Origin of the sequence: Enterobacter cloacae complex sp. ECNIH7 (assembly GCF_002208095.1) — a bacterium.
In the GTDB taxonomy this organism is placed as follows: Bacteria; Pseudomonadota; Gammaproteobacteria; order Enterobacterales; family Enterobacteriaceae; genus Enterobacter; species Enterobacter cloacae_M.
This window is the reverse complement of record NZ_CP017990.1, coordinates 5,087,746-5,103,791: the sequence shown is the minus strand read 5'-3', so window position 1 is coordinate 5,103,791 and position 16,046 is coordinate 5,087,746. Positions and strand designations below refer to the sequence as shown.

The 16,046-nt window shown below is 58.6% G+C and carries 14 protein-coding genes; 6 read left to right on the top strand and 8 right to left on the bottom strand.

The annotated features are described in order from the left end of the window. Positions 1-6: 6 nt before the first annotated feature. Positions 7-3,057 (bottom strand): formate dehydrogenase-N subunit alpha, encoded by a 3,051-nt coding sequence (gene fdnG / locus WM95_RS25485; protein WP_094935278.1) that lies wholly within the window; start codon positions 3,055-3,057, stop codon positions 7-9. A gap of 372 nt (positions 3,058-3,429) precedes the next feature. On the opposite strand from fdnG, the gene fdhD reads away from it, so the two are divergent. Beyond that, positions 3,430-4,266, top strand: coding sequence for a formate dehydrogenase accessory sulfurtransferase FdhD (gene fdhD / locus WM95_RS25475; RefSeq protein WP_063408692.1), 837 nt, complete (start codon positions 3,430-3,432; stop codon positions 4,264-4,266). A 114-nt stretch (positions 4,267-4,380) separates the two neighbouring features. Further along, positions 4,381-4,593, top strand: a complete 213-nt coding sequence (locus WM95_RS25470) for a DUF1471 domain-containing protein (protein ID WP_023309747.1) — start codon at positions 4,381-4,383, stop codon at positions 4,591-4,593. A 39-nt stretch (positions 4,594-4,632) separates the two neighbouring features. On the opposite strand, the gene WM95_RS25465 is transcribed toward WM95_RS25470, so the two are convergent. Continuing rightward, positions 4,633-4,956, bottom strand: coding sequence for an AzlD domain-containing protein (locus WM95_RS25465; RefSeq protein ID WP_047174098.1), 324 nt, complete (start codon positions 4,954-4,956; stop codon positions 4,633-4,635). Further along, positions 4,956-5,615 carry an AzlC family ABC transporter permease gene (locus WM95_RS25460; protein ID WP_023309745.1) on the bottom strand — a complete coding sequence of 220 codons (660 nt, stop codon included), beginning with the start codon at positions 5,613-5,615 and terminating at the stop codon, positions 4,956-4,958. The genes WM95_RS25465 and WM95_RS25460 overlap by 1 nt, the downstream gene beginning before the upstream one ends. A 102-nt stretch (positions 5,616-5,717) precedes the next feature. Here WM95_RS25460 and WM95_RS25455 point away from each other — a divergent pair, with 102 nt between their 5' ends. The 4 genes from WM95_RS25455 to WM95_RS25440 all read left to right on the top strand — a co-directional run bounded on the left by WM95_RS25455 (position 5,718) and on the right by WM95_RS25440 (position 10,829). Next, positions 5,718-6,266: a helix-turn-helix domain-containing protein gene (locus tag WM95_RS25455; RefSeq protein WP_023309744.1), complete on the top strand. Its 549-nt coding sequence runs from the start codon at positions 5,718-5,720 to the stop codon at positions 6,264-6,266. 17 nt (positions 6,267-6,283) lie between these two features. Continuing rightward, complete coding sequence (locus WM95_RS25450; protein WP_023309743.1) at positions 6,284-7,279, top strand: LacI family DNA-binding transcriptional regulator; 996 nt, start codon at positions 6,284-6,286, stop codon at positions 7,277-7,279. Between the two features lie 104 nt (positions 7,280-7,383). Then, complete coding sequence (locus WM95_RS25445) at positions 7,384-9,507, top strand: alpha-galactosidase (protein ID WP_063408693.1); 2,124 nt, start codon at positions 7,384-7,386, stop codon at positions 9,505-9,507. Positions 9,508-9,551: 44 nt separating this feature from the next. After that, positions 9,552-10,829, top strand: a complete 1,278-nt coding sequence (locus WM95_RS25440; protein WP_063408694.1) for an MFS transporter — start codon at positions 9,552-9,554, stop codon at positions 10,827-10,829. On the opposite strand, the gene rhaM is transcribed toward WM95_RS25440, so the two are convergent. The 5 genes from rhaM to rhaB are packed head-to-tail and all read right to left on the bottom strand — an operon-like array spanning position 10,817 to position 15,915. Then, a complete protein-coding gene (gene rhaM, locus WM95_RS25435; RefSeq protein WP_063408695.1) occupies positions 10,817-11,131 on the bottom strand; it encodes an L-rhamnose mutarotase in 315 nt (104 codons plus the stop codon). The genes WM95_RS25440 and rhaM overlap by 13 nt on opposite strands. Beyond that, positions 11,128-12,276: a lactaldehyde reductase gene (gene fucO, locus WM95_RS25430; protein ID WP_088545024.1), complete on the bottom strand. Its 1,149-nt coding sequence runs from the start codon at positions 12,274-12,276 to the stop codon at positions 11,128-11,130. The genes rhaM and fucO overlap by 4 nt, the downstream gene beginning before the upstream one ends. 46 nt (positions 12,277-12,322) lie before the next feature. After that, the gene (gene rhaD, locus WM95_RS25425; RefSeq protein ID WP_063408697.1) at positions 12,323-13,153 is read right to left on the bottom strand and encodes a rhamnulose-1-phosphate aldolase; all 831 of its coding nucleotides are present in this window, start codon (positions 13,151-13,153) and stop codon (positions 12,323-12,325) included. A gap of 36 nt (positions 13,154-13,189) precedes the next feature. After that, positions 13,190-14,449 (bottom strand): L-rhamnose isomerase, encoded by a 1,260-nt coding sequence (gene rhaA, locus WM95_RS25420; protein WP_063408698.1) that lies wholly within the window; start codon positions 14,447-14,449, stop codon positions 13,190-13,192. After that, entirely contained in the window at positions 14,446-15,915 is a 1,470-nt protein-coding gene (gene rhaB / locus WM95_RS25415; protein WP_063408699.1) for a rhamnulokinase, read from the bottom strand. The genes rhaA and rhaB overlap by 4 nt, the downstream gene beginning before the upstream one ends. Between the last annotated feature and the right edge of the window lie 131 nt (positions 15,916-16,046).

Genomic DNA, 16,046 nt, shown 5'->3' with positions numbered 1-16,046 from the left:
TCTCCGTTACACCTTTTCCACGTTCACGAGGAAGGCCTTAAACTCCGGCGTCTGCGTGTTCGCATCGCCGACGAACGGCGTCAGGGTGTTCGCAATGAACCCTTTCTTCGCCACGCCCTCATAGCCCCAGTGGATCGGAATACCGATGGTATCCACCTGCTGACCGTGAACGTTCAGCGTGCGAATACGCTTGGTCACCACCGCCTTGGCCTTGATATAGCCGCGGTTAGAGGAAACCTTCACGGTATCGCCATGGGCGATGCCGAGCTTGCCCGCCAGCTTCTCGCCGATCTCCACAAACTGTTCCGGCTGCGCGATGGCGTTAAGCAGCGCGTGCTTGGTCCAGTAGTGGAAGTGCTCGGTCAGACGGTAGGTGGTACCCACGTACGGGAACTTGTCCTTTTTACCCAGCGCTTCGAAATCGCCCTTAAAGATACGGGCTGCCGGGTTAGAGACCACGTTCGGGTGCAGCGGGTTGGTACCCAGCGGCGTCTCAAAGGGCTCGTAGTGTTCCGGGAACGGACCTTCCGCCATCTTATCGATAGCAAACAGGCGTCCCATCCCCTCAGGCTGCATGATAAACGGCCCAACGTCGCTGCCCGGTGCGGCAGTGCTGTAGTCCGGAATATCCACGCCGCCCCATTTCGCACCGTCCCACTTCAGAAGCTGACGCTTCGGATCCCACGGGTTGCCCTGCGGGTCAGCGGATGCGCGGTTATAGAGGATGCGGCGGTTGAGCGGCCACGCCCATGCCCAGCCCAGCGTATTGCCAAGGCCCGACGGGTCGGCGTTATCGCGGTTGGCCATCTGGTTGCCTTTTGGCGTCCAGCTACCGGCGAAGATCCAGCAGCCGCTTGACGTGGTACCGTCATCGCGCAGGTGCGCGAAGGTGCTGAGCTGATCGCCTTTCTTCGCCAGCACGGTACCGGTGGCCGGATCGATAACGTCCGCCAGTGCCTTACCGTTGCTCTCCATCGCCACTTCTTCCGGCGCTGGATTTTCCGGCGTCGAGTAGTTCCAGGTCATGTTCAGCACCGGCTCAGGGTTCGCGCCGCCTTCTTCCGCGTACATCTTACGCAGGCGTAAGAAGATGCCGGCCAGGATCTCGCCGTCGTTCATGGCGATGCCCGGGGCGTCCGCGCCTTTCCAGTGCCACTGCAGCCAGCGTCCGGAGTTGACGATAGAACCGTTCTCTTCCGCGAAGCAGGTCGACGGCAGACGGAACACTTCGGTCTGAATCTTCGACGGATCGACGTCGTTCGATTCACCGTGGTTCTGCCAGAAAGTTGAAGTCTCGGTATTGAGCGGGTCAATCGTCACCAGGAACTTCAGCTTCGACAGAGACTCAACAACCTTGTTCTTGTTCGGGAACGAGGCCACCGGGTTAAAGCCCTGGCACAGATAGCCGTTCACTTTGCCCTGGTGCATCATCTCGAAATACTGCAGAACGTCGTAACCCTTGTCCCACTTCGGTAGCCAGTCAAAGCCCCAGCTGTTTTCCGCCGTTGCTTTATCACCGAAGAAGGCTTTCATCATCGAGACGAAGAACTTCGGATAGTTGCCCCAGTAGTTTACCTGACCTTCGAGCAGCGGTTTAGGCGTGCTGGCCGTCAGGTAGGTTTGCAGATCGGTCTGTTTCTCGCTTGGCAGGTTCATGTAACCCGGCAGGCTTTGAGACAGCAGGCCGAGGTCGGTCAGACCCTGAATGTTGGAGTGACCGCGCAGGGCGTTCACGCCGCCGCCTGCCATCCCCATGTTGCCGAGCAGGAGCTGAACCATCGCCATGGTACGGATGTTCTGCGCACCGATGGAGTGCTGCGTCCAGCCGAGGGCATACAGGAACGACGCGGTTTTGTCTTTCGCGCTGGTTTCGGCGATAAGCTCGCACACCTTCAGGAAGTCTGCCTTCGGCGTACCGCAGATGTTTTCGACAACCTCCGGCGTGTAGCGGGAAACGTGCTCTTTCAGCAGGTTCCACACGCAGCGCGGGTGTTGCAGAGTGGTATCGCGCTTCGCAAAGCCTTTCTCATCCAGCTCGTAGTTCCAGCTGGTTTTGTCGTATTTGCGTTTTTCGGCGTCGTAACCGCTGAACAGGCCATCTTCGAAGTGGTAATCCTCACGCACGATCAGGCTGGCGTTGGTATAAGCTTCGGTGTATTCGCGGTTATATTTTTCGTTGGTCATCAGGTACAGCAATACGCCTGACAGGAAAGTGATGTCAGTACCTGAACGAATAGGGGTGTAGAAATCCGCCACTGACGCAGTTCGCGTAAAGCGGGGATCGATCACAATCAGTTTCGCACCGTTGTGGATTTTGGCTTCCATCGCCCAGCGGAACCCGACAGGGTGCGCTTCAGCGGCGTTACCGCCCATCACCACAATGAGGTTGGCGTTCTTGATGTCGACCCAGTGGTTGGTCATCGCACCGCGACCAAATGTTGGAGCAAGACTTGCTACCGTTGGTCCGTGTCAGACACGCGCCTGGTTGTCGACCGCGAGCATACCGAGTGCGCGCGTAAATTTCTGGGTTAAATAACCGGTTTCGTTGCTGGAAGCAGAGGCACACAGCATCCCGGTGGAGAGCCAGCGGTTTACCGTAACGCCGTCGGCGTTCTTCTCAACAAAGTTGGCATCGCGGTCTTCTTTAATGTGTTTTGCGATGCGGTCGAACGCCTCTTCCCAGCTGATTTGCTGCCATTTGTCGGAGCCTGGCGCGCGATATTCCGGGAATTTGAGGCGGCTTTCGGAGTGGATAAAGTCCACCAGACCGGCCCCTTTCGGGCACAATGCGCCGCGGTTGACCGGATGATCCGGGTCGCCTTCGATATGGAAAATAGACGCTTTGGCGTTTTTAGCACCGTCGCCGAGGCTATACATCAACAGCCCGCAACCGACAGAGCAGTACGTACAGGTATTACGGGTTTCACGGGTGCGCAGCAGTTTATACTGCCGCGTTTCCGCCAGCGCTACGCCGGGCGCAAAGCCCAGTGCCGCTGCCGTGGTGCCTGCCATACCGCCAGCGCAGATCTTAAAGAACTGCCTTCTGCTGACCTGCATGGGTCACTCCTTGTTTCGACATTGCTTACATATGTAGTTTTAACTTCGCGGTTGAGAATTGACCGCAAAGGAGAAAAATTTGCGTTAATCCCTCAATTCCACGAGGGATATCATCAGAATACCACATTGTCGGTACCGCTGTTCTAATGGCGTTAATACAAAGTGAATGTATTATCACCATGTTGATTATAAAGTGTGATATTGATCACATTAACAGCTCTGCATGTTAAAGCGGTGTAGCGGGTGGCAGGTTGCACCCCTGCTAAATGAGTAGGAGAATGGTTGTCGAAAAGTTGATCCATACTATGCGTAAGCCCTGTTGTTTGTGATGCAATAGCAGGCTCACCTCTGTGGTTGTTCAGGAATACCGCTGTGTCTAAACAAAACCGTGCTCCCCACTTGTCGCCACTGCCTGCGGGTATTGTGGAAATGTCGGTACACAGACCGCCCCACATTACCCATGCCACGCCCGATTATCTGGCGGAAGAGGTGCCCGTTGCGCTCGTTTACAACGGCATCTCGCATGTGGTGATGATGGCTTCGCCGAAAGATCTTGAGCTCTTCGCGATAGGGTTCTCCCTTTCGGAAGGCATCATTGACCATCCGCAGGAGATCTACGGCATGGACGTGGTGCAGGCTTGCAACGGTCTTGAAGTGCAAATCGAACTCTCCAGCCGCCGCTTTATGGGGCTGAAAGAGCGCCGCCGCGCGCTGGCCGGGCGTACCGGCTGCGGCGTGTGTGGCGTTGAGCAGCTCAACGATATTGGCAAACCCGTAGCGCCACTGCCGTTTACCCAGACGTTTAACCTCGCCAACCTCGATAAAGCACTGGAACACCTCAACGATGTACAGCCCATCGGTCAGCTGAGCGGCTGCACGCACGCGGCGGCATGGGTGTTGCCGTCGGGAGATATTGCCGGGGGACACGAGGACGTTGGCCGCCACGTGGCGCTGGACAAGCTGCTCGGTCGCCGGGCGCGTGAAAGTGACGTGTGGAAGCAGGGGGCGGCACTCGTTTCCAGCCGCGCCAGCTATGAGATGGTGCAAAAATCCGCGATGTGCGGTGTGGAAATTCTGTTTGCGGTATCGGCGGCGACCACGCTGGCAGTGGAGGTGGCGGAGCGCTGCAACCTGACGCTGGTGGGCTTCTGCAAGCCGGGAAGGGCGACCGTTTATACCCATCCTCAGCGATTAATAGTTGATCAATAATTTTGAATGATAATAGCAAATCCTTCCGCTTTTAGTTGTTCATGATGAGGTCTAGTATTTATCTCATCAAGGCACGGTGCCTTACCTAAACAACTTAATGAAAGGGTTTATATTATGAAAAGCATCAAAACTTTTGTCGCTGTAATCGCTCTGGCTACTTCTTTCGGTTCTTTCGCTGCTCAGACCGTGACCGCAACCGCGTCAACCATTGACGGCGCAGAAGCGAAAATCGCGGCTCAGGCTCAGGAAGCAGGCGCGTCATCTTACAAAATTACCCAGGCGTTCTCAGGTAACCGCGTACACATGACTGCTGAACTGACTAAATAAGCTGTCACACCGTCGAAAGAGCGCCCCCGGGGCGCTTTTTTAGTTTATGCCCGCCACGCGCAGCAGCGCGGTTACCACTGCCGCCGCCACGATCACCACAATTAACGGCATCTTTCGCCAGGCCAGAAATACCGCAAACGCCACGCCCAGCACGCGCGCCATGCCGGCAAAGTGGTCACTTTCATAAAACGTGGTCGCCAGCGCCACGGAAAACAGCAATACCGTTGCCGCATCTGACAGCAGCGCCTGTGAACGTTCTGACAATGCCAGCCTGCTGCCCAGTTTTGCCCCGCCAAGACGCATCAGATACGTTCCCGCAGACAAAATGGCGATGCCGAGAATAAAAAACGTCATATTTCCCATCATTTTTTCCTCGCAGCGAGACCCAGTAAGGAGAGCAGCACCGGTAATCCCACCGGGGCAAACGGCACGGCGGCCAGTGACAGCGCGGCTCCGCTGCAGGCGCGGATCAGCGTGGTGCGGTTTTTAAACGCGGGCACCACCAGCGCCAGCAATATGGCCGGGAATACCGCATCCAGCCCGATGGTTTCCGGGTCCGGCAGCAGTTTGCCGACCATAGCGCCCAGCAGGGCCCCCAGCGGCCAGACAATCGCCACGCCTAAACCACATAGCCAGTACGCCGCTTTGCGCTGTTCGGGCGTTTTTTGAGACAGGCCAAACACCACGCTTTCGTCATTCATGATGTGGCAGCCCAACAGGCTCAGACCACGTTTGCCGACCAGCTCACGGACAGTCACGCCAAACGGCACGTGCCGCGCGTTGACCAGCAACCCCGCGGCCGCAGCCGCCAGCGGGTTACCGCCGCTTGCCACGATGCCGATAAACATAAACTCTGACGCGCCCGCGAGTACGGTGATGGAGAGTACAAACGGTACCCAGACCGGGAAACCGTAGGCCATCGCCAGGGAGCCGTATGACATTCCGACCACGCCGACCGCGAGGCAGACCAGGATGATTGCTTTTATGGTGTCGCCTTTCAGGCAAGAGAGATGATGCTTCATACAATTTTAGCCATATCGAACGTGTATCCATTATAATGAACGCAACGAAACTGATTTTCAAGACGAACGATTCGTTCGTTTTATAGAACAAGAGGCCGTTTTATGACGCAGCCGATCAGCCTGATCGCCAAAAGTCTGGTGCGAGAACGCCTGCGAACCGGGCTTTCACTGGCGGAAATTGCCCGCCGTGCCGGGATCGCAAAATCTACGCTTTCCCAGCTGGAGTCCGGCAACGGTAACCCTAGCCTGGAAACGCTGTGGTCGCTCTGCGTGGCGCTGGATATTCCTTTCGCCCGCCTGCTGGAGCCGCAGTTGCCGACCACGCAGGTGATCCGCCGTGGTGAAGGGACGAAAGTGGTTGCCGGACAGGCTAATTATGAAGCCATTTTGCTGGCGGCATGCCCTCCGGGCGCGCGCCGCGATGTCTATCTTCTGATGACCCAACCGGGCGCAGACCGTATTTCCCAGCCGCATCCGCCGGGCTCGGTTGAACATATTATTGTGACGCAGGGGCGGGCGCTGGTCGGCCTGCTCGACGCGGCAGAAGAGCTCGGCGCAGGAGATTACATTTGTTATCCCGCCGACCAGCCGCATATCTTCAAGGCCCTGGAGCCAGACACTTACGCGCTGCTGGTGGCGGAACAAAACTAACGAAGATAAGGAAAATCATGTCGCTTAAAGCCATTGCCAAAGAACTGGGGCTCTCTGTTACCACCGTCAGCCGCGCCCTCAACGGATATGACGACGTTTCTGACGAGACGCGCGCTCGCGTTGAAGCGGAAGCCCAGCGACGCGGCTATCGGCCTAACACCTTCGCCCGCCGCCTGAAGATGGGCAAAATTGACGCCGTCGGGCTGGTGTTTCCCGTACATCCTGTTCCGCTCAATAACAGCGTATTTATGGACATGGTCGGCGAAATTAGCCACGAACTGGCGCGACATGAGATCGACTTATTGCTCATCGCCGACGACGATCTGGCGGATAAGCACAGCTATATGCGCATGGTGCAAAGCCGCCGCGTGGACGCGCTGATTGTGGCCCACACGCTGGATCGCGATCCGCGACTTGAGCAGCTGCAGGCGGCCGGATTCCCCTTTCTGGCGCTTGGTCGAAGCCAGCTACCGCAGCCGTACGCGTGGTTCGACTTCGACAACTATGCCGGTACGTACAATGCTACCCGCTGGCTGATCGGGAAAGGCCATCAGCGCATTGCCCTACTGGGCGAAAGCAACAATCAGGCGTTTATCACCCAGCGCCGTCAGGGCTATCTGGACGCCCTGCGGGAAGCCGGGCTTTCCAGCGAATGGCTGCGCGCCATGCCGCCTTCGCGCCGAGTCGGGTATGCCACCACCAAAGAACTGCTTGCCCTGCCGCAGCCGCCCACGGCCATCATCACCGACTGTAACACCCACGGCGACGGCGCGGCGATGGCGCTGGCGCAACTGGGGCGTTTATCCGGCGACAACGCCGTCTCGCTGGTGGTCTATGACGGCCTGCCGCAGGATAGCATCGTCGATATTGACGTGGCGTCGGTGATCCAGTCCACCCGCCAGGGCGTCGGGAAACAGATTGCCGATATGGTGCGCCAGCTGATTAGCGGCGACGATATTGAACAACTTCAGGTGCTCTGGCAGCCCGAATTCTCTCCCGGCAAGACGGCCTGAATCTCTCCATTTTCTAAAGTCGATCACAAAACCGAAACATTTTGGTTTGTATCCGAAACGTTTCGGATCAACACTCAGATCTTCCCGATGACAGGAGATGTCTGATGCAAGATTCCGTTTTACGACTTGAAAGCAATACGGTAGACGTGGTGATAAAAACGTACCCGTTCGCCGAAATTCTCTACTGGGGGCCGCACCTTCAGCACTTTTCGTCGCAGGATGTTGCTATGCTCGCGCGTCCTGTTGCCAACGGCAGACTTGACGTCGACTCCCCGGTCACGCTGATGGCCGAGCTGGGGCATGGACTGTTTGGCTCGCCTGGCATTGAGGGGCATCGCCAGGGGCTGGACGGTTCCCCGGTGTTCAAAACCACGCAGGTGCAGCAGGGCGTTAACACCCTGACGATTACCGCCGAAGATGAATGCGCGGGACTGCGCCTGACCAGCGAGCTGACGCTGGATGCCAGCGGCGTGCTGGTGGTTCGTCACGGTTTAACGAACCTGAAAGCGATCCCCTGGCAGGTGGACCGTTTTGCCGTCACGCTGCCGGTGGCCGAGCGCGCGCAGGAGGTAATGGCCTTCCACGGTCGCTGGATCAGGGAGTTTCAGCCGCACCGCGTAAAGCTTGAACATGACAGCTTCGTGATTGAAAACCGTCGGGGTAAAACCTCCCACGAGCACTTCCCGGCGCTGATTGCCGGTACGCCGTCGTTCAGCGAAATGCAGGGTGACGTCTGGGGCGTGCATCTGGGCTGGAGCGGTAATCACCGCCTGCGCGCGGAAGCGAAAACCGACGGTCGTCGCTATCTCCAGGCCGAAGCGCTCTACCTGCCGGGTGAAATGGTGGTTGAGGAGGGCGATACGCTCTGGACGCCGCGCCTGTATGCCAGCTACTCCACGCAGGGCCTGAACGGCATGAGCCAGCCTTTTCACCGCTACCTGCGCGACAACATCATCCGCTTCCCGGAAAACAAACCGCGCCCGGTGCACCTCAATACCTGGGAAGGGATCTACTTCAACCACGATCCGGAGTACATCAAGCGAATGGCCGACGAGGCCGCCGCGCTGGGCGTGGAGCGCTTCATCATTGATGACGGCTGGTTCAAAGGCCGCAATGACGACCATGCCGCGCTGGGCGACTGGTATCTGGACGAGAAAAAATACCCGAACGGCCTGACGCCGGTGATCGACCACGTCAAACGGCTCGGCATGGAGTTTGGGATCTGGGTTGAGCCGGAGATGATCAACCCGGATTCAGATTTGTACCGCGCGCACCCTGACTGGGTACTGGCGCTGCCGGGCTATCCCCAGGCGACCGGACGACACCAGCTGGTCCTCAATCTCAACATCCCGGAGGCCTTTGATTACCTTGTGGAGCGTATGAGCTGGCTGCTGGGCGAGCATGCGGTCGACTACGTGAAGTGGGACATGAACCGCGAGCTGGTGCAGCCTGGACACAACGGTAAAGCCGCCGCCGACGCCCAGACCCGCCAGTTTTACCGCCTGCTGGACGTGCTGGGCGAGCGCTTCCCGCATATTGAGTTTGAATCCTGCTCCTCCGGCGGCGGTCGCATTGATTATGAGGTACTGACCCGCAGCCACCGCTTCTGGGCGTCTGACAACAACGACGCGCTGGAGCGCAGCACCATCCAGCGCGGCATGAGCTACTTCTTCCCACCGGAGGTGATGGGCGCGCATATCGGTCATCATCAATGCCACGCCACCTTCCGCCAGCACGGCATCGCCTTCCGGGGGCTGACGGCCCTGTTTGGCCATATGGGGCTGGAGCTGGATCCGCTCACCGTGGACGAACAGGAGCGCGAAGGCTATCGCCATTACGCCGCGCTACACAAGCAGTGGCGCGACGTCATTCATCACGGCACCCAGTGGCGAATTGATATGCCGGACGCCACCACGCTGGCGCAGGGGATTGTAAGCGAAGATAAGGCGCAGGGGCTGTTTATGGTCAGCCAGCTCGCGATGCCGGACTACAGCCTGATGATGCCGCTGCGCATGGCGGGGCTGGAGGCCAGCGCGCGGTACCGCGTCACGCTGCTCGATCACCCGAATATTCAGATTACGGGCGAGGGAGGGCACACCATGCGCAAGCTACCGGCGTGGATGGAAACGCCGCAAACGGTGAGCGGCGAGTGGCTGATGCAGGCGGGCATTGCGCTGCCGATTCTGGATCCGGAAACCGCCATTCTGATTGGCGTTGAACGCGTGTAAGGGTGACGGGCCGGGCAGCCGGCCCTCCGTTGAGGATAAAAATAATGAACACAACAACCTGTACCCACAAAGACAACCCTAACTTCTGGATCTTTGGGCTGTTCTTCTTTCTCTACTTCTTCATCATGGCCACCTGCTTTCCGTTCCTGCCGATTTGGCTGTCGGACATCATCGGCCTGAATAAAACCCATACCGGGATTGTCTTCTCCTGCATCTCGCTGTCGGCTATCGCCTTCCAGCCGGTGCTTGGCGTGATCTCGGACAAGCTGGGGCTGAAAAAACACCTGCTGTGGATCATCTCCGTGCTGCTGTTCCTGTTTGCCCCTTTCTTCCTCTACGTCTTTGCGCCGTTGCTGAAAGCCAACATCTGGCTGGGCGCGCTGAGCGGTGGCCTGTATATCGGCTTTGTCTTTTCGGCGGGCTCGGGGGCAATTGAGGCCTACATTGAACGCGTGAGCCGTAACAGTTTCTTTGAATACGGTAAGGCGCGCATGTTTGGCTGCCTCGGCTGGGGGCTATGCGCCTCCACGGGCGGGATCCTGTTCGGCATCGATCCGTCATATGTTTTCTGGATGGGGTCTGCGGCGGCGCTGCTGTTGATGCTGTTGCTGGTGGTCGCGAAGCCAAAACCCAACCAGACGGCGCAGGTGATGAATGCGCTGGGTGCCAACCAGCCGCAGATCACTGCGAAAACGGTCTTTAGCCTGTTCCGTCAGCGCAGGATGTGGATGTTTATTCTGTACGTGATTGGCGTAGCCTGCGTCTATGACGTATTTGACCAGCAGTTTGCCACTTTCTTCAAAACGTTCTTCGCCACGCCGCAGGAAGGTACTCGCGCCTTTGGTTTCGCTACCACGGCGGGGGAAATCTGCAACGCGATCATCATGTTTTGTTCGCCGTGGATCATTAACCGCATCGGCGCGAAAAACACGCTGCTGATCGCCGGGGTGATTATGGCGACGCGCATCATTGGCTCGTCATTTGCCACCACCGCTGTAGAAGTGATTGCCCTGAAGATGCTGCACGCGCTGGAGGTGCCGTTCCTGCTGGTGGGGGCATTCAAGTACATCACCGGGGTGTTTGATACCCGACTGTCAGCGACTATCTATCTGATCGGCTTCCAGTTCGCCAAGCAGTCGGCGGCCATTTTCCTCTCCGCTTTTGCCGGGAATATGTATGACCGGATCGGCTTCCAGCAGACGTATCTGATGCTGGGCTGTTTCGTGCTGGCGATTACGGTAGTGTCGGCGTTTACGCTGAGCAGCAGGCAGGAGATAGCCGCTGCCGCGGGTGCGGCAGCGTTAACCGGTCAGTCCAGGTAAAACACCTCTTCCAGCCCGGTACTCACCGGGCTGTTGTCCGGGTTCGACGGCATTACATCACGCATGTGTTTCCACCAGCGCTGGCAGACGTCAGTAGTCGCGACCGCGTTCCAGCGCTCCTCCGAATCAATCTCCACGGTGGCAAAGAGCAGGCTGCGTTCTCTGTCGAGATAGATGGCGTAGCGGTGCGCACCGTGGTCTTTCAGTACCGCTTCCAGCTCGGGCCAGATGGGGTTGTGGCGATGCGCGTACTCCTTATGCGCGTCCGGGTTAACCTGCATAACAAAGGCTTTGCGGATCATAATGCCTCCAGATACAGCTCGCGAACCTCGTTGCGGCTGGCGGTGCGCGGATTGCATGGCGCGCACGGGTCGGCGAGAGCTTTATCCAGCCAGCCTTCAATATCGGCTTTGGTCACGCCGAGCTGGCTGAAGCCGGAAGGGATGCCGACGCGAGCGCTCAGGTCGCGAATCGCCTGAATGGCGGACATGCTGGCGGCTTCAACGCTCATGCCGCGAGTATCGATGCCCATCGCCTGCGCCACGCGGGCGAAGCGGGCAACTGCGTTCGGGCGGTTAAAGCTTTCAACGATCGGCAGCAGGATGGCGTTGCACACGCCGTGCGGCAGGTTGTGCGTCGCGCCCGGCTGGTGCGCCAGGGCATGCACAAGGCCGAGACCCGCACTGTTAAACGCCATGCCCGCCAGATACTGACCAAACGCCATCTGCTCGCGCGCCTCAAGATTATGACCGTCTTCGACCGCTTCCAGCAGCCAGAGGTTGATCAGGCGGATTGCCTCCAGCGCGTTGGCATCGGTCAGCGGGTGCGCGCCAACGGACACGTAGGCTTCTATGGCGTGGGTTAACGCGTCCATGCCGGTTGCGGCGGTCACGGAGGCCGGAATATCCAGCATCACGCTGGCATCGTCCACGGCGATATCCGGAATGATATTCGGATCGATGATCACCTCTTTCACCTGGCGCGCAGAGTCGATGATTACCGCGTTGCTGGTCATCTCCGCCGCCGTGCCTGCGGTGGTGTTGATCGCCACCAGCGGCACGCCCGCGTTTTTCACCTTGCCGACGCCGGCATAATCGGTGGACGGCCCGGGGTTGGCGGTGAGGATTTTAATCGCCTTGGCGGTATCAATCGGGCTGCCGCCGCCGAAGGCGATCACGTAATCACACTCCGCGTCCCGGTATGCCGCAAATCCTTTTTGCACCAGCGCTTCCGTCGGGTTCGGGAACACCTCGTCGAACAGGTGATACGACATCTGATGGGCGTCAAGCGCGGCAAAAAGGCTGTCGAGCAGGCCCAGCTTTACCAGCTGACCGTCGGTGACAATCAGCGCTTTTCCCCACTGCTTGTTCGCCACCAGGTTAACCATATCGCCAATAGCGCCCGCGCCGTGAAGGCTGATTTTTGGAAGTGCCAACATAAAGCTCATGATAATTCTCCTTAACTATCGCCCGTACCGTCCGGTCAGCGAGGGTTTATGCATAGATTTCCAGCGCTGACCGTAGCGGGGTCACGCCGAAGCGCTTGCCGAGCGCAATAAGCTCTTCGCGGGTAATGGTCTGCTTCATTCCTCCCATGGAATAAACCTTCACCAGCACTTCAGCCGATTTCTCGGCGGTGTCGATCAGGCCGAAAGTTTCATCCAGCGTCGGACCGCTGCCGAACACGCCGTGGAACGGCCACAGCACCAGCGAATGTTTTTGCATATCTCTGGCGGTTGCCTGGCCAATTTCGTCGGTACCCGGCACCATCCACGGCAGAATGCCCACGCCATCCGGGAACACCACCAGACACTCGGTGCTGCCTTCCCACAGCTTGCGAGTGATGAAATCGGCGCTGTTTTCCAGCACATAGGTCAGGGCGATCAGGTTGGTGGCGTGGCAGTGCATGATCGCGCGGTCTTTGCCATTAGTCGCCCTGATGCGCTCGCAGTGGGAGAGGAAGTGCGCCGGCAGTTCAGACGTGGGTACCGCCTCATCGGTCAGGCCCCACAGAATGTGGTAGCCCGCGCCGTCGCTATCCACTTTCACCACGCCGAGGTTGGCCTGTGGATCAAGCTGAACGTTGCGGAAGAACTTGCCGGAGCCGGTGACGATAAACGGCGTGTTGGCCAGCAGCGGCATCGGCTGGCTCAGGGCAATATAGCGTGGCTTCTGGTGAAAATCGCTGGTGTAAGGCGCGATATCCGCATCGTCCAGACGCAGCGTCAGGTTGCCGCCGTTGCGCTCGTCCCAGCCTTTCAGCCAGGCGTCGGAGGTGGCTTTGATCATGCCCTGGACGAACCAGGAGTGGGTGATAGTCTGCATAGTCTTTATTTTCCAGTTATCGCGGTGAGGGCAAAATTACCCGCGCTTGCTCAACACGTTGTTCTCGTACGCCCGCACGTTTTCCAGCCACTGGCTGCCTGCCGGAGCGTCGTTACGCTGGCAGTACATCTCCCAAACGGCCTGCCACGGCAGGGATTTCTGCTCTTCCAGCAGCGCCAGGCGCGCGGTGTAGTCGCCGTTTTCTTCCAGCTTTTTCAGCACTGCGGTTGGCTCCAGCAGCGCGCGCAGCAGGGCTTTTTTCATATTGCGGGTGCCAATAACCCACGCCGCGATGCGGTTGATGGAGGCATCGAAGAAGTCGAGGCCAATGTGCACGCGGTCGAACAGGTCATGACGGATAATTTCGCTGGCAATCGCCTGGGTTTCGTCATCCAGCAGCACCACGTGGTCGCTGTCCCAGCGCACCGGGCGGCTGACGTGCAGCAGCAGGCGCGGCACGTAGAGCATGGCAGCGGAGATTTTGTCGGAGATCGCCTCGGTCGGATGGAAGTGACCGGCATCCAGGCACAGCGCGGTCTGGCGGCTGGTGGCGTACCCCATGTAGAACTCGTTCGAGCCGACGGTGTAGCTCTCGGCGCCAATGCCGAACAGCTTGCTCTCCACGGCGTCGATGTGGTGCGCCGGGTCCAGCTTCTCGCTGATGGCCTCATCCAGCGCGGCCAGCAGGCGCTGACGCGGGGCCAGGCGGTCGACGGTGATGTCTTTCATGCCGTCCGGGATCCAGATGTTCATTACTGACGGCGTGCCGAGCTGCTCGCCGAAATACGCCGAAACGCGGCGGCTGGCCTTCACGTGGTCGATCCAGAACTGACGGATTTTGTCGTTGGCGTGCGCGAGGGTAAAACCGTCGGCGCTCAGCGGGTGCGAGAAGCAGGACGGGTTAAAGTCCAGACCAAGCTTGTTGGTTTTCGCCCACTCCACCCAGTTTTTAAAGTGTTCCGGTTTGATCTCGTTACGCGCTACCGGTGCGTCGGACTCCAGATAAATCGCATGCAGGTTCAGGCGTTTTGGCCCCGGGATCAGGCTCAGCGCCAGCTCCAGGTCGGCACGCAGTTCGGTGGCGTTGCGCGCTTTGCCCGGATAGTTACCCGTCGCCTGAATCCCCCCCGTCAGAGAACCGCCCGGGTTCTCGAAGCCGGCGACGTCATCACCCTGCCAGCAGTGCATAGAGACGGGCAGACGGTCGAGCTGGCGCAGCGCCGTTTCGACATCCACGCCGACGGCGGCGAAACGCTGTTTAGCCAGCTCCCAGGCTTGTTCAAGTTGAGTGGTCATGCGCAAAGCTCCTTAGTCAGTCGTTTTTGCTGAAACTGCGCCCGGTAGCGGGCTATTTCATGGCAGGGATTGGGGGTTAAGGTGGTCAGGCAGGTATTCGCGGTGACCACCGAACGGAATTCATCGACATCAGAAAGTTCGTCCAGGGTCATCAGCTGAATACCGATGTTGCCGAGCGTCGAAGCCTCCACCGGACCCGCCACCACGGTGATGCCGCAGGCATCGGCGCAGAGCTGGTTCAGCAGCTGGTTCTGGCAGCCTCCGCCCACGATATGCAACTGGTTGAACGGTGCGCCTCGCAGGTCGACCAGCTCGCTCAGTACATCCGCGTAGAGAAGGGCGAGGCTGTCAAAAATACAGCGCGCCAGCTCGGCAGGACGGGAAGGCACCGGCTGCCCGGCTTCGAAACAGGCGGACTGGATTTCGGCACTCATATGCACCGGGTTAATAAAGCGGTCGTCGTTCGGGTTAATCAGGAACGTACAGGCCTTCAGCTTTTCGGTTTCTGCGATAAGCGCGGGCAGGTCGTTAACGTTTTGCTCTTTCAGCACGCGCTGAAGCAGCCACAGGCCCATGATGTTCTTCAGAACGCGGTAGCGCCCTTCGGCACCGCCTTCGTTAGTGATGTTCGCCGCCATCGCGGCGTCGCTGGTGTACGGCGTTTTGCTCTCAAAACCCATCAGCGACCAGGTGCCGGACGAGAGGTAGGCCGCGTCTCTACTGGCCAGCGGGGATGCAATTACTGCGCTGGCGGTATCGTGACTGGCGACGGCAACGACGGGGATTTCATTCCCCTGCGGGCAAATCCACCGACCTATCACATTTCCGGGGTGCGTTGGCGTGCCGAACCAGGAGGGCGAGGCGCCCGTCCAGGTCAGCAGGGTTTCATCCCAGCTATCGGTGTTGATGTTGACCAGCTGCGTGGTGGTGGCGTTGGTGTATTCCCAGTTCATGTTGCCGGTCAGCCGATAGCTTAAGTAGTCCGGAATGAGTAACGCGTGCGTCACCTTTTTGACCAGCTCCGGCTGCTGCTCAACCAGCGCGCGCAGCTGATAGAGCGTGTTAAACGGCAGAAACTGAATACCGCTGCGGCCATAGATGTTGTCCATGCCAAGCTGTGCGATGGCGTGTGTCATCAGCCCGTCGGTGCGACTGTCGCGATACGAGACGGGCAGGCCGACGCGTTCGCCGCGGCTGTCGAGCAGAACGTAGTCCACGCCCCAGGTATCGATGCCGATGCTGTCGATGCGAATGCCGTCATTGCAGACGTTGTTCAGCCCGGTGCGGATCTCCGCTTCCAGGGCATCAATATCCCAGGTATCAAAACCGTCCTGTTTTTGCAGGCAGTTGGCGAAACGGTGCATTTCGCGAAGCGTAAGTATGCGCCGACCGCAGTCCCAGGTGGCGAGCATTACGCGGCCGCTGGATGCGCCTAAATCGACAGCCACACAATGGCGAAAAGTCATGGTCAGGTCCCTTCTTAAGTCATTGGTGCTGAGTGTAAAAAAGGGACGAAAAGACCACCTTCTCGTCACTGACAGCACGAATCTCGCGCTGGCAAGAAAGCAAAGATGATCGTGAGGAAGTTCACAATTTC

Excerpts from the sequence above, each read along its gene's own strand:
- WM95_RS25470 (WP_023309747.1), top strand. The coding sequence starts at position 4,381 with ATGAAAAGCATCAAAACTTTTGTCGCTGTAATCGCTCTGGCTACTTCT.
- WM95_RS25465 (WP_047174098.1), bottom strand. The coding sequence starts at position 4,956 with ATGGGAAATATGACGTTTTTTATTCTCGGCATCGCCATTTTGTCTGCG.
- WM95_RS25460 (WP_023309745.1), bottom strand. The coding sequence starts at position 5,615 with ATGAAGCATCATCTCTCTTGCCTGAAAGGCGACACCATAAAAGCAATC.
- WM95_RS25455 (WP_023309744.1), top strand. The coding sequence starts at position 5,718 with ATGACGCAGCCGATCAGCCTGATCGCCAAAAGTCTGGTGCGAGAACGC.
- WM95_RS25450 (WP_023309743.1), top strand. The coding sequence starts at position 6,284 with ATGTCGCTTAAAGCCATTGCCAAAGAACTGGGGCTCTCTGTTACCACC.
- WM95_RS25445 (WP_063408693.1), top strand. The coding sequence starts at position 7,384 with ATGCAAGATTCCGTTTTACGACTTGAAAGCAATACGGTAGACGTGGTG.
- WM95_RS25440 (WP_063408694.1), top strand. The coding sequence starts at position 9,552 with ATGAACACAACAACCTGTACCCACAAAGACAACCCTAACTTCTGGATC.
- rhaM (WP_063408695.1), bottom strand. The coding sequence starts at position 11,131 with ATGATCCGCAAAGCCTTTGTTATGCAGGTTAACCCGGACGCGCATAAG.
- fucO (WP_088545024.1), bottom strand. The coding sequence starts at position 12,276 with ATGAGCTTTATGTTGGCACTTCCAAAAATCAGCCTTCACGGCGCGGGC.
- rhaD (WP_063408697.1), bottom strand. The coding sequence starts at position 13,153 with ATGCAGACTATCACCCACTCCTGGTTCGTCCAGGGCATGATCAAAGCC.
- rhaA (WP_063408698.1), bottom strand. The coding sequence starts at position 14,449 with ATGACCACTCAACTTGAACAAGCCTGGGAGCTGGCTAAACAGCGTTTC.
- rhaB (WP_063408699.1), bottom strand. The coding sequence starts at position 15,915 with ATGACTTTTCGCCATTGTGTGGCTGTCGATTTAGGCGCATCCAGCGGC.